Annotated in this window: 10 protein-coding genes and 1 pseudogene; 2 read left to right on the top strand and 9 right to left on the bottom strand. The window is 35.0% G+C overall.

Annotated elements, in window-relative coordinates; all coding sequences use genetic code 11:
• Positions 1 to 48: 48 nt before the first annotated feature.
• The 9 genes and pseudogenes from ACP6PM_RS28970 to ACP6PM_RS28930 form a co-directional block, all read right to left on the bottom strand.
• Positions 49 to 315 (bottom strand): hypothetical protein, encoded by a 267-nt coding sequence (locus tag ACP6PM_RS28970; RefSeq protein ID WP_426590348.1) that lies wholly within the window; start codon positions 313 to 315, stop codon positions 49 to 51.
• Between the two features lie 208 nt (positions 316 to 523).
• A complete protein-coding gene (locus ACP6PM_RS28965) occupies positions 524 to 967 on the bottom strand; it encodes an AAA family ATPase (RefSeq protein ID WP_426590347.1) in 444 nt (147 codons plus the stop codon).
• A gap of 10 nt (positions 968 to 977) precedes the next feature.
• The gene (locus tag ACP6PM_RS28960) at positions 978 to 1,109 is read right to left on the bottom strand and encodes a ParA family protein (protein WP_426590346.1); all 132 of its coding nucleotides are present in this window, start codon (positions 1,107 to 1,109) and stop codon (positions 978 to 980) included.
• A 10-nt stretch (positions 1,110 to 1,119) separates the two neighbouring features.
• Positions 1,120 to 1,629 (bottom strand): DUF4112 domain-containing protein, encoded by a 510-nt coding sequence (locus tag ACP6PM_RS28955; protein ID WP_426590345.1) that lies wholly within the window; start codon positions 1,627 to 1,629, stop codon positions 1,120 to 1,122.
• 785 nt (positions 1,630 to 2,414) lie between these two features.
• Positions 2,415 to 4,331: a molecular chaperone DnaK gene (gene dnaK, locus ACP6PM_RS28950; protein WP_426590344.1), complete on the bottom strand. Its 1,917-nt coding sequence runs from the start codon at positions 4,329 to 4,331 to the stop codon at positions 2,415 to 2,417.
• A 2,073-nt stretch (positions 4,332 to 6,404) separates the two neighbouring features.
• A pseudogene (locus ACP6PM_RS28945) lies at positions 6,405 to 7,364 on the bottom strand (putative 2-dehydropantoate 2-reductase).
• 261 nt (positions 7,365 to 7,625) lie between these two features.
• The gene (locus tag ACP6PM_RS28940; protein ID WP_426590343.1) at positions 7,626 to 7,850 is read right to left on the bottom strand and encodes a hypothetical protein; all 225 of its coding nucleotides are present in this window, start codon (positions 7,848 to 7,850) and stop codon (positions 7,626 to 7,628) included.
• A 433-nt stretch (positions 7,851 to 8,283) separates the two neighbouring features.
• Entirely contained in the window at positions 8,284 to 8,565 is a 282-nt protein-coding gene (locus ACP6PM_RS28935) for a hypothetical protein (protein ID WP_426590342.1), read from the bottom strand.
• A 14-nt stretch (positions 8,566 to 8,579) separates the two neighbouring features.
• Complete coding sequence (locus tag ACP6PM_RS28930) at positions 8,580 to 9,542, bottom strand: hypothetical protein (RefSeq protein WP_426590341.1); 963 nt, start codon at positions 9,540 to 9,542, stop codon at positions 8,580 to 8,582.
• A gap of 546 nt (positions 9,543 to 10,088) precedes the next feature.
• On the opposite strand from ACP6PM_RS28930, the gene dusB reads away from it, so the two are divergent.
• Positions 10,089 to 11,093, top strand: coding sequence for a tRNA dihydrouridine synthase DusB (dusB, locus tag ACP6PM_RS28925; protein ID WP_426590340.1), 1,005 nt, complete (start codon positions 10,089 to 10,091; stop codon positions 11,091 to 11,093).
• 916 nt (positions 11,094 to 12,009) lie between these two features.
• On the top strand, positions 12,010 to 12,930 hold the full coding sequence (argF, locus tag ACP6PM_RS28920; protein WP_426590339.1) for an ornithine carbamoyltransferase: 921 nt from the start codon (positions 12,010 to 12,012) through the stop codon (positions 12,928 to 12,930).
• The last annotated feature ends 1,235 nt before the right edge of the window (positions 12,931 to 14,165 follow it).

The following is a 14,165-nucleotide window of genomic DNA, read 5'->3' as shown; positions in this document are numbered from 1 at the left end:
AATGCAAAAACTGGTGTTTGACAATGCTGAGATATGGCAATAAGACTGTTAAAATATGATATTATTTGAAGTTAAATCAATGATTTTATCGGCTAAATTTGAAAAAGCATCTTTAAAAGTATTTTGTGCTTTTAAGGTACTTTCTAAAACTTTTCCATACTGTTTACCTTCTTGTTTAATTTGCTCTTCTGTCAATGCAAAAACTGGTGTTTGACAATGCTGAGATATGGCAATAAGACTGTTAAAATCAGAAATTTTTATCAAACAATAATCATTCATATATTGAGAAGAATAAACTTGATTTGGTAATAACATATTTTGTTCTCTTAATGAAGGAACTAAAATATTTGAAACAACCTCTTCAATTTGATTTATCCATTTTTTGAAACTAGCAGAAGGCTGTTGATACCTGATTCGATAGTTTTGGATAATTCTAGAAAAAGAGGTGTTAATTTGGGAAAAGGATAAGTAGCTTCTTTTAAAATTTTTAATTCACTAGCTTTTTTTGCCAAAATAAAATATGCTATCTTGGTATTATTCTAGCTAGTGAATCAATTGCCATTATAGAAAAAAAGTCAGGAACAGTAGGCAGAATAAAAAAATCGCTAGTCATAAGTAAATTCTGATTTACTGAACTTAAGCTAGGACTCATATCAATTAAAATATAGTCGGCAGAAAATTTTTCTGCTGTCTTTTCAAATAGATAAGAAATTGAACCGGGAAGGTTTTGAAGAGTTTGAATAGAACCACTTAATTCTTGAGCTATTCCTAAAGTTACTTCATATTCAGCTAATCCTACATGACCTGGTAGGAGAAATAAACGCTCTTGTTGTTCATTTTTAATACATTCAACTCCCTGTACTAATTTAGGTTGAGATTCAAACGCAGGTGCTAAAGCAGATTTAATATCTTGGTTTTTGTTGTAAATTTCTTCTAATTCTAGTTTACGAGAAAACCCCAACGCCATACCTGTTAAATTATATTGAGGGTCTGTATCTACCAGAATTACTTTTTTTTCCTTTAGATGCTAACATCCAACCCAAATTAAATGTTGTGGTTGTTTTACTCACACCGCCTTTATGGTTAAAAAGTGCAATTTTTATAGCCATTTTTATCGATCTAACCAGATATAATAAACTGTATTATTTTCAACAATAAACTAATAATAAAAAAACCTAAAGCAGCAATAGCAATTACAAATAAAATTAAGCAACCTAAAAGTAAAAAAATAAACCAGCGATCTGCTTTTTTACTAACTTGAGGAGATGCTAAATGACTCTCCAAGAGATCCATATTTTTAGAATTTGCTTTCCATGCAACATCAAACAAATCGCCAAAAACAGGTACAGTACCAGCTAAGGAATCAAATACTATATTAGAAGCCATTCGTGTTAAAGTTTCTTTGGGTAATCCCATAGTTGCTGCAGAGAACACTATATAAACAGAAATTAGTCCTCCCAAAACATCACCACCACCAGGAATTAATCCTAGCACTGGGTCAAGACCAACACCTAATGATGTACCAGGAACACGAATAGCATTATCAAGTAAGTCGCTAAGTTGTCTCAGTTGTCTAATCTTAGCTGCTTGAGGTTGATTACCTGGAGTAGTAGGAGAAGGTTTTGCCATTGTCAGTTATCAGTTATCAATCAGAAGTTAAAATTCTGCTTTATATAAGTTTTATAAAGCATCACATAAGCATAACCGGGTTATGATATCAAATTCGGTTGAATAGTTACTGTATAGTTGGGAGTGGGGAATACGGTAGTAGGGGAGATTGAAGTAATTTAAGAAATTATCAACATATATTGTATAACCGGATTCTATGTTATACAGTAATTGCACCCATTACTTCCTCTTAATACAGATGTTCTATTGAATAGGAATTTAAAAATTCATGCTCTTCAAATTCTTTCTTGATACTGAATTCTGAATTCTGAATTCTGACTCCTAAACTCCTAACTCCAACGCGATACGATAACTAATTACCCGGATTCTATATAAAACGAAATCTCGTGAGAGCGAGAAACAATAATCAGAGCAATAAACCTGGTTTCTTGTTTAGGTGCGTAAGTGCTAACTTACTGAAAAATTCAGGTTTACAGCTTCTTCTTTTAGGGGGAAAAAAAGAAAAAATTTTCCTTTTAACCAATCTTTCTATTACAGAAGAGGTAATTATTAATTTTTGAAAGAGGTTTTCAGAAAGATGGAACACAATCCTAAGAACAAAAACCCTTGTAGGGACGTTCCATGGAACGTCCCTACTCTGGTCTACCTAAGTCAAAACTGTTATAAGAGTTATAGACTACTTGGCGTTGGTGAATTGGTAATACTTTTGTCTCAAATCTCTATGAAAAAACTATAGTTGTACGGTTCATAAATATTGAAGAGCATTACTTAATCACCAACCCCGACTACTTTGCTTCAGTAAAATCAGCATCAATTACATCATCTCCACCTCCAGCACTTGAGGAGGAAGCAGAAGCACCAGCATCACCATTCGGTGCAGCACCATCACCAGGTGCGCCATCCCCTTGTTGATAGATATTACTGCTAACAGTGTAGAGAGCTTGTTGTAACTCAGTAGTCAGAGAAGTAATCTTCTCATCGTCTTCTTGAGCAACAGCATCGCGCAAGTCTTTAATCAAACCTTCAATCTTAGTCTTATCAGCCTCAGGAACCTTATCTCCCAACTCCTGAATTTGCTTCTCAGCTTGATATGCTAAAGAGTCAGCTTGGTTTTTGCGGTCAATTTTCTCGCGACGCTCTTTATCTGCGGCAGCATTTGCTTCTGCTTCTTTAACCATCCGGTCAACTTCTGTATCTGGCAGAGTGGAAGCACCTGTAATACTAATAGATTGTTCCTTACCAGTACCTTTATCCTTGGCAGTTACATTCAGAATACCATTAGCATCAATATCGAAAGTAACTTCAATTTGAGGTACACCGCGAGGTGCTGCGGGGATACCATCTAAGCGGAAAGTTCCCAGACTCTTGTTATCAGTAGACATTTCGCGCTCACCTTGCAGTACATGAATTTCTACATTTGTCTGACCATCTACAGCAGTTGAGAATACTTCTGATTTCTTAGTAGGAATAGTAGTGTTGCGCGGAATAATTTTTGTCATTACGCCACCGAGAGTTTCCACACCCAGAGATAGGGGAGTAACGTCTAACAAGAGAATATCTTTAACTTCGCCTGCTAATACACCAGCTTGGATAGCGGCACCAACAGCTACTACTTCATCAGGGTTTACACTTTGGTTAGGGTCTTTACCTAGGACTTTCTTGACTACCTCTTGAACTGCTGGAATTCTAGTCGAACCACCAACTAATACTACTTCGTCAATGGCTTTTTTATCTAACTTTGCATCCCGGATAGCATTTTCTACAGGAATCCGACAGCGATCGATGAGATCGGAACAGAGACCTTCAAATTCAGCTCTGGCAAGGGTTACATCTAAATGCTTTGGCCCATCCTGGGTCGCTGTAATAAATGGTAAGTTAATTTCTGCCTGAGTAACGCTAGAAAGTTCAATCTTGGCTTTTTCTGCTGCTTCTGTTAAACGTTGTAGAGCTTGTTTATCTTTACGGAGGTCAATACCTTCTGCTTTTTGAAATTCACTAGCTAGATAATCAACGATGTTCTTATCAAAGTCGTCACCACCAAGGTGAGTATCACCAGAAGTAGCTAATACTTCAAATACACCATCACCTACTTCTAGGATGGAAACGTCAAATGTACCACCACCAAGGTCAAATACTAAAATAGTTTCGTTACTTTTTTTATCTAAACCATAAGCTAGAGAAGCTGCAGTTGGCTCGTTGATAATTCGCAGCACTTCCACACCAGCAATTTTACCAGCGTCTTTGGTTGCTTGTCTTTGGGAGTCATTGAAGTAAGCAGGTACGGTAATTACGGCTTGCGTTACTGTTTCGCCAAGATACTTACTAGCATCATCAATAAGTTTACGCAGCACTTGGGCTGAAATTTCTTCGGAGGCATATTGTTTTTCTAATGCTGGGCAATCTAATTTAACATTACCGTTAATGTTGAGAACTTTATAGGAAACTTCCGTGGTTTCGTGGGTTACTTCATCAAATCTACGCCCGATGAATCGCTTTACTGAGTAGAAGGTATTTTGGGTATTCATCACCGCTTGACGCTTGGCGATTTGACCCACCAGTTGTTCTCCTTTTTTGCCATATGCTACTACGGAGGGAGTTGTACGGAAGCCTTCCGCGTTAGCTATGACTGTAGGTTTACCACCTTCCATAACAGCAACGCAGGAGTTTGTTGTACCTAAGTCAATTCCTACTACTTTTGCCATAACAGTTTTTTGCTCCTAATAAATACAAAATTTTTGCTTATTTGTCAACTCTATTTTTTTGATTGACTTAAGGACTAATATTTAAGCTCAATAGTTGAGTTTGAGTCTAGAGTAAGTCCAGTTTTAATACAGTCTTAAGATTAAGTTACTTATATCTATACTGCGGTTAGTTAGAGGATTCCATGAAGGCGTATTTACCGAACATCATGGAATGTTAGGCTTTGAGGCACTTTATATACTTTTGTCTCTTTACCCTTTCTAATTTAGGGGTAAAAAGCAATTGGTGTCATTGTGGCAAACCGTAAGTTAAGTGTTGTGTTTGCCGTCTAGCGATCGCTTTTTGGATAGTTATAGCAATTTAAAGAAATAAGACGACAAAACGGAAAGCTGGAAATTTCTGCTTAAAAGGAGCTAATAAGCTAAGAATGATTTAGGTTTTATATTCCCTGTTGCCTTTGACAAAAATTGGATATATGGTTTAAATACTAAACAGCTTATGATGGTATAAGCTACCTATTTATATATTTCCCCCTTTTTTTTCTTCTTTCTTCTTTCTCTCTTCGTTCTGCTTTGCCTATACTATAAGTTAACAAAAATTTATCAAATTTGTATTATTTGTATTAGACCTCTTCGGAAAAGAGGGAACAGGGAACAGGGAGAATTCATTAATGGATAATGGATAATGGATAATTGATAATTGATAATTACCTCGGGTTTTAACCGTACGGGAATTGAATCTAAGGAAATATTATTTCTTTTCTCTTGGTCGATTGGATATGGCGTTTCGGCTGTCGCCGACATGAAAAGCGCAGCGGCTCTGAAAGAGCGGGATACCTCGCCATCCCATCCTTCGGAATGCTCCGCAAACGACCGCTTTTTCTCTTTGCTCATGAGAGGCTTTAAACCATAATTATTTAATTATTAATTATTAACAATTAATAATTCGGTAATTGATAATTTCTGGATAAGAATTGATTTGATTTTTGATTGTCGCAGATGTCTATTAGAGGATGATTAAAACTGATACTTGATAAAAACAGATCGCTTTTTGATACTACATCCGGTTTAGATTGGTTACTGATGAAATAAGGGAATAGGGTAAGATGATAAGTATCTTTGATCTGAGATTCCGCACATCAACTTGTAACATTAAAATAAAAGTAGTATGAAAATTAGTAAGTCCCCTGGTATTTATACTATATAAATCATCTTCATGGACCAAGAAATAAGGTCTCAATTCTCTTCTTGAAAGGGGAGAAAAAGCGGTCGTTTAGCTAGCGCACAAAAACGAAGTTACGACCCAGGAGGCTAACTGAAACTACCTTTCTCAAACAGGACTTACGACTTACGCAAAGACACTATATATATAGTGCATAATAATTTTGCCGATCTTCACTGTAGTTTTGTGCGTTAGCGGGGCTTTGCCTCAGCAATCGCTTGACTATTCATTCAAAAAACTTCAGTTATTCAAGTTGAATAAGCTTCATTTTAATTGAAGGATATTTCAATTCTGAGACCAGATAATCTGATAACAATTCATGCTTAACTTGATAAATGCTTTTTCCTATTTTTACAGCAAATATTTTGAAAAAATTCCACACTAACATCGCACAAGCGATATGATTTTTTTGAATTTACCCCAAACGACATTGGCAAAATTATAGATCTGTTAATTCCTTAATTATGGCGTGAAATTATTCAATTTTCCATCTGGTTTGAAACTCAAATTATATAGATTGCTACTACTACTTTACTTTGATCATATAGCAATCCGCGCATTAGTTGTGACAATTTTCATAATAGTTAATTTGAACTGAAAACCTTGAAAATTCTGTACGTCGCCCTACCGACGGCTCCCCTACCTGACTCCGTCTTCCTGACTCCTGTACGGGCTTGCTGGCCAGCAAGCCCCTAGCACCAAAATATTACAACTTAAATAGGATTGCTATATGATTTTTGATACTAGATTTTGAAGTTTAGTATTTAGGTTTTATAAATCGGACTTAGTATCAGTTATTGATAGAATAAACAGATTGCTACTACTACTTTTATCATGTCCGAATTTTGACTTTTTTAAAGGTACAAAAACTTACTATCTGGCTGATTCCTAACATCTAAAAATTTCAACTGTCGATAAAGCAGAGAAATCATTGGCAAATCAACCCCCGCCTCTTTTGCCATCCGCAAAGGATTACCCACAATCGCTTCAATTTCTAAAGGTTTATTGCTTTCATAATCTAGTTTCATACTGGTTAAATACGGTTTCATTTTCTCTGTATAGTCGAGCATTTTTTGGATAAAGCGATCGTCTATTATTCGCCCGCAACTCTTTGCTCCTACTGCTACTTCCCGCATTAATTGTTCTACTAAAAACCGTGTATTTGTATTAGCCATAATTTCATCTGTTCTGGCATCTAATACAACGGAAAGACCATTATAAGGAATATTCCAAACTAACTTTTTCCACCTAGCTAAAAGCAAATCTTCACTCAACTCAATCGGAATTCCTGCCTGTTCAAAATCTTTAGCAATTTCAACCATTTGTTCTGTAATTCCTGCTGCTCTATTGTTAGGAAAATATTGCCCAATAGTAATAATACCATAGTCAATATGGCGAATTTTACCGGCTCCCACTTTATTAGAACAGACAAAACATAACCCACCTATTAGGGTATTGCTTTCTATAATATGGGAAATTTATGGTTCAATATTTATGCCATTTTGTAAGAGTAAAACCACAGTATTTTTATTTACTAATGGTGGTAATAATTCTGGCAAAAGATGATTTTGCGTTGCCTTTAATGCCACAACAACTACATCAGAATTTGGCATTTTTTTGACATCGTTATAGGCATCTACTTCTGGTAGAGTAAAATCTCCATCCACCGATTCGATAATTAAACCTTTTTCCGCAACGTGTTGGTAGTCGCTGCGCAGTAAAAAACTAACTTTATGACCTGCTTTTTGCAGTTTTGCGCCGTATAATCCGCCAACAGCGCCAGTGCCGATAATTGCATAAGTTTGATTTGACATTTTGAGAAAATTTTAAAATTCAACTAATTATTACAGTTTAATATTTAATCACAGTTACTCGCCAATAAAACCCGGCAGCACTACTGGCTAAAACTACTAAATTACCAGGCTTTATTTTCTCTAACTATATAATTTTATCCAAACAAAATAAAGTATCTGTTGCTCCCAAATGACCGCTGTCTTTTTCATAAAATAAATGTATTTTTTTTGCTTAATTTCAGAGATTAAATAATTGATAATAATAAACTTTTGTTAGTTGGATTAGTAAATAAAAAATCTATTTTTTCTAGAGAAAAACCACTTTTTTGCAATGCAGTTATTATATTTCAAGTTTTTTAAATAGACTTTCCATAAAATTTCGTCTAATTTTTGATGATATTCTACTTTGACATAATTAAATGCTAAGTCAATATTTTCACCTTTTACAGGCAACTTAGTGCGACCCAAAGGCACTCGCACAAAATCAGCTAATTTCCCATCAGTCATGCCATGATAGGAGATAATTTTGTTACTAGACTCTCCTTTTTTTAGCAGCGCGGCGGCGGCACCGTCGGCGAAAAAAAGTAGGAAGTTTGTGTTTTTGGTAGTCCTGTAGATGTAGTGATTTAGGGTAGAGGTAGGGAACAGGGAACACTTAACTGGGAACAGAAATTATCTTAAATTCTTAGTTTCAAAAAAATAGTATTTCCTTGACTACTTGACTTTTTTTAATATACCACTACCGTATTTTTATCAAAGTAATTAAACAACTGGGATAATTTATCGCTACAAACAACTAAAGCATAATTTAAGCTCGCATCATATTCCGGCAAATATGAATGCCTAAATTGCCACTGTTGCAAAAATTTATAACTTCAAAAGCATGAGCATTTTTAGCACCAATAATACCTTGAATTTTGGCTGGGGGAGACCAAAATCTTTAATCGTAATCTCCCACTCCACAATAAGCAATTAAATCTATTTTTTCTGGTTTAATTTGAGCTTTATTTATAGCCAATATTGCTGCTTTAATTCCCATATCCCTAGGATGTTCGTCTTCAGCAGCAATTGATTTTTTTTCCATACCTATTTTTTCTATCAAAACCCACAGGGGAATATCTGCTAGTTTGGCGATCGCTTCGCTAGTCATAATTCCTGAAGGAATATAATAACCAATTGTTGCAATACCGACTGTTTCATTATTTTTTTTGTTTTCAATCATACAGTTTCTACTCTTTAGTCAAACATAGAATTTATTTGACTAGGAAGAGTTAAGGTGACGATGCTGAAAAGATTAAAACTGCGATAACCATCAGATATTATATCAGCATATTCTTTTGAATAAAATGGATCAGTATGATAAGCAAATCCTTCTCCTACCTCATATCTTATTAATTCTGGTAGTGAAGTCGTCACTACTTGAACTTGTCGTTCATTTTGTGGTACTACTATTACATGATATCTAGCAGCATTTGATTGTTGAGTAATATATTCAGGAAGTAAGCCATCTAATTCTCCCATAATTAGCCTTTCTTGTTCCGAAACTTCTTCATCAATGTTGACCAGAGCATTGATAATATCTTTTAATTCTGATACTTGTTTCTGTGGTGGGGAAGTAGCCAAATAATCAGTTACATCCTGACGTAATTTGATCAAATTTACAGAAGTATCTGTTATTCTATTTGTTGTTAAATCATCCCAGGAAAAATTAATATCCCAATGGTCAGCAAATGATTGAATAAATTGTTTTTCTCTAGGGTCAATTACTTCATCAATCATAGCTACTTGACTTAAAATATTGATGATTTTTTTTGCTCCCGAAGGTTTGAAAAATGAGTTAGCTAAATTACCAGCTTCTTTTCTTTCTAAATTGAGGGTTTCTTTAATTAAAGTCCAGAATCCTTTTTTTCTTTCTCCAGGCACCCAGAATGACATTCCTACAATTATATTAAAAACTGCCAAAGTAGCAAATATTGTACTATCAATCAAACCCACATATTGTCTTTGAAAAAGATAGTTAAGTGAAAAAATTGATAGGGGAAATAAAGAAACTAATTGTGCCGTAACAGATATACTTTCTACTACTAAACGCTCATGTTTTCGCTTCCAAATTTGATTTGCTTTGAGGTATGCTTCTGTTAAAGAGAAACCTATGGATAAAAAAGCTAGTATAGATACTGCTTTCTGAAAAACTTCCATGAGAATGCTCCAAAATATAATTTTGATAAAGAATTTACCGCTACAAAATCTCTAATGTAAAGTTGAGGGAAAACGCATCTCATTAGAGAGTAGATAGGGAGGATAAAAGAATATTCTATACCATTTCTCAAAAAGAATGCTATAAGTAATTGGTTGGGGAAGTTTGGAAACTATGGGAGGCGTAGGGAGAGTAAAGTGAGCATTCAGGTGTCAGCCAACCTCTTCGAGGAACTATGTTAACAGCTATTAGATAATTAGCTTTGGCAGAAAAATTACTCTTAAGAGATAAAAAATTTATCTAAAGTACAAATCTGTTAAATTTATTCATAAGTATTATTGGTAGAGATGAAAAAAATAAACTTCAGTATTTTAAGCCTCTGGCTAAAACTAGAGGTTACTGTTAAAGAAGTTCCTCAACAGGAGGCTAACTCATAATTTATGACGGATCGGCAGGTAAACAAAATAAATTACACATTTTAGAGGCTGAAATTCTTGCTGTCTAAAAATCGCGCTTTGTAAATAATTCTGTGTAGGTGCTTAACTGAAATGACTATTCTATCTCCTAAATTAAAACAAAAATTAGCTACTCCACTAAAAATTGGCAACTTTGAAGTTAAAAGTCGCGTGCTTCAATCACCATTATCGGGAGTAACAGATTTAGTATTTCGTCGTCTAGTACGTCGCCATGCTCCAGAGTCGATGATGTACACTGAAATGGTAAATGCTACAGGGTTACATTATGTGAAAGAATTACCTCAAATTATGGAGGTTGATAATAATGAGCGACCAATAAGTATTCAATTATTTGATTGTCGCCCAGATTTTTTGGCAGAAGCAGCAGAAATGGCTGTAAAAGAAGGAGCTGATACTGTTGATATTAATATGGGTTGTCCTGTTAATAAAATAACAAAAAATGGTGGGGGTTCTTCTTTATTAAGACAGCCAGAATTAGCTGGAGAAATTGTTAGTAAAGTTGTAAAAGCTGTTCCTGTTCCTGTTACTGTAAAAACCAGAATTGGTTGGAGTAATAAGGAAATTAATATTCTAGAATTTGCTAAAAGAATGGAAGATGCGGGTGCCCAAATGTTAACTTTACATGGTAGGACTCGTGCTCAAGGATATAATGGTCCGGCAAGATGGGAATGGATTACTAAAGTTAAGGAAATACTTTCTATTCCAGTTATTGCTAATGGGGATATTTTCTCTGTAGATGCTGCAATACGTTGTTTGGAGGAAACCGGTGTTGATGGGGTTATGTGTTCCCGCGGTACTTTGGGTTATCCTTTTTTGGTAGGAGAAATTGATTATTTCTTGAAAAATGGTGTGGAAAAAGTATCACCCACTGCAGTAGAAAAACTAGAATGTGCTAAGGAGCATTTACAAGCATTATGGGAATATAAAGGCGATCGGGGAATTCGTCAAGCTCGCAAGCATTTGACTTGGTATTCTAAGGGTTTTCCGGGAGCAGGTGAGTTGCGGGGTCAGTTAGCAAAGGTGGAAACTGTGGCGCAAGGTTGTGATTTGATTGATAAGGTAATTGAAAATTTATAGGATTAGGGAGTAGGGAGTAGGGAGTAGGGAAGTGTGGGAAGTGTGGGGAGTAGGGGAGCGTGGGGAGTGTGGGGAGTATGGGGAGTAGGGGAGTAGGGGAACAAGCAAAAAAATTTACCCCGTCAAAATTCCGGGTCAAAATTCCAGTTATTCTACCTCATAACAATTGGAAGTGCTGTAAATGTAAGTATAATGGGGCAAAATTCGACAATACCAACATCTGCTCAGATCAACCTGCTTTCTGCGTCAGTTTATATCAAGTTTCATTAATTAGCCATAATAAATCAGCTACTTTCAATCATCTAAAGAAGACTTGACCTGTCAGCCAAGAGATAAATTTATTGGCGGATGAAAAGGCTAGAAAACTGATTATCTCTTACCTACTTCCTCCAAATATTAATTCTGTCTAGGTACTTAATAAAGACATTATAAAATCTTGGCTATAAATACTTAGGAAGTGTCAAACTATGCTCATCAAGAACAATAAAAAATCTTTATTCCAGTTGCTTTGGAAGTAAGCATTCAGCTATTAGCAATTAGCTCTCAGCTTTTTAATGAATGAAGTTTAACTTATACTACACTTTCAAGCAAATAACTGAAGCATAAGAATGATGAGCTTGACTTGTCAACTAAAGGTAATAAAACTGATAGCTGATAGTTGTTAACGTTTCGCGGAGCGACTTGAATTGCGTTTGCGGAGCATTCCGTAGGATAGCTCCTCTGTTAGCGTAGCTCCTCCGGAGGAGGCAAGAGGCAGTTCCTCTGCAAGAGGCTAGCTGACCCCTGAATGCTTACCTTTGGAATTTGTAATGGCGGTTTTAAATATAAATAGTTAGTTGTCAAAATTTTGCTTCTAGTTATAAAACCTCCCCTAATCTTTTTTATCAAATTAGCAACCTAAAATTAGGGATAAATTATGGATACGTTAAAAGGACGAGATTTATTAAGTTTAGCAGACTTAAATTCTGATGAATTAAAAGAAATTTTACAACTGGCATCCCAACTAAAATCTGGTCAAATAAATCTTAAATGCAATAAAGTATTAGGACTATTATTTTCTAAAGCATCTACAAGAACCAGGGTAAGTTTTACTGTGGCAATGTATCAATTGGGAGGTCAAGTTATTGATTTGAACCCTAATGTTACTCAGGTTAGTCGGGGAGAACCTTTGGTTGATACTGCTAGAGTTTTAGACCGATATTTAGATATTTTAGCGATTCGGACTTTTGAACAAAAAGACTTAGAAACTTTTGCCAATTATGCAAAAATTCCTGTTATTAATGCCCTGACAGATAGGGAACATCCTTGTCAGATATTGGCTGATTTATTGACGGTTCAAGAATGTTTTGGCAAGTTAGAAGGGGTAACTTTAAGTTATTTTGGCGATGGTAATAATGTGGCAAATTCTTTACTATTGGGTTGTGCAATGGTAGGAATGAATGTCAGAATAGCAACTCCACCAAATTATCTGCCAAATATGGAAATTGTGGAGCAAGCAAAGACTATTGCTGATGGTAAAAGTGAAGTTATAGTTACTGAAGACCCCCAAGTAGCAGTTAAGGATGCTCAAGTGCTTTATACAGATGTTTGGGCAAGTATGGGACAAGAGGAGGAAGCTAATAATCGAATTCCCATTTTTCAGCCTTATCAAGTTAATGAAAAGTTGGTAGAAAGTGCAGCAGATGATGGGATAGTTTTACATTGTTTACCAGCACATCGAGATGAAGAAATTACTGATGGAATCATCGAAGGAGAGCGATCGCGGGTTTGGGATCAAGCAGAAAATCGAATGCACGCTCAAAAAGCTTTATTGGTAAGTCTGTTAGGTAAGGATTAAAGTTTAGTAAAAAAAGTTTAGTTGTAGGGTGGTTCAATAATTAATAATTAACAATTAACAATTAACAATTAACAATTAATAATTACCTCTTCTTTTAAGGAGAGGATTGAGAAAAATGATTTTTTTTCTTTTTTCTCCTTAAAACGAGGGGCTTTAAACCTTAATCATTCGGTAAACGGCGATACTCCGAAAAAGATTTACCCACCTCAGATAAAATCAGATTTATGTTTGCTACATATTTTGAAAAAAGGTGTTACACAAATTTGATAAATGTTTGCTACAAATATTGAGGCTATTGATTTATTGGGGTCAGAATTCAGAAGGCAGAATGAGTAGGTTAAATAATATTTATTAGCCATTTGCTTATCTCTATTATAGCGGTTTTCACAAAGGTAGACTACAGTAAAAATTCTATATGTACCTAAAGTTTAATAAATTGCAGAAATAGTTGTATTCTATGTTAATGAAAACCGCTATAATCAAAAGGAATTTTCCGGTAAATTTTTTCAACTCTCCTGATTATTCATAATATTCTTTTTCCAAAATGATATTAGGAGAGGAGAGAAGGAAGGTATAAGGAGGAGGAGAAGAATAAAGTTTTTTGATCGGTGATTATCCAGAAATTTTATTATACTAAATAGGGCTTGCTGATTAATTATCAAAGCATTTATAGGTAAAGACTTGAGCCTTTTTTGATTCCCATTGTTATGCGAGGTTTTCAACTATTCATGCTCAAAAAGTTAGTATTTTGGGCAAACTAAGGATAGAAAAATTAGTGGACAATTCTTACTCCTATCTCCTCTAAATTCCCTATTTATCCTGACTCCTGACTCCTGACTCCTGACTCCCACCCCTACCAAAAAACTTTATTCAGCAAACCCTAAATATCAAAATTTTTACTATAGCAAAGAAAGAGTTGTAGAGGAAATAAACTCATAATAAATCTTAGACGAGGAATTTTTTTTTCCACTGTTGCCTTTTTCCTATTCCCTGCTATATATATTTTTGGCTGAGGGGTTAGAGAAGTGAAGAAAATTTCCCCAGAAAAATTCAGAACAATATACAGCATATTCCATATTTGATAGTTCAAAAACTACTACTACTTTACTTCATAAACCTGGAATTTGCTCTATATAGAATAGAACTATCATGTCTATAATACCAAATCCCCTTTACAAAAGCTGATTAAGAGACTGTTTGTAAAATAAGTATTAAGAGAACATGCGAGTGACTAA

The organism is Dapis brunnea BLCC-M229 (assembly GCF_050015995.1).
GTDB lineage: Bacteria > Cyanobacteriota > Cyanobacteriia > Cyanobacteriales > Microcoleaceae > Trichodesmium.
The sequence above is the reverse complement of the archived record's forward strand: the minus strand, read 5'-3'. Positions and strand labels throughout refer to the sequence as shown.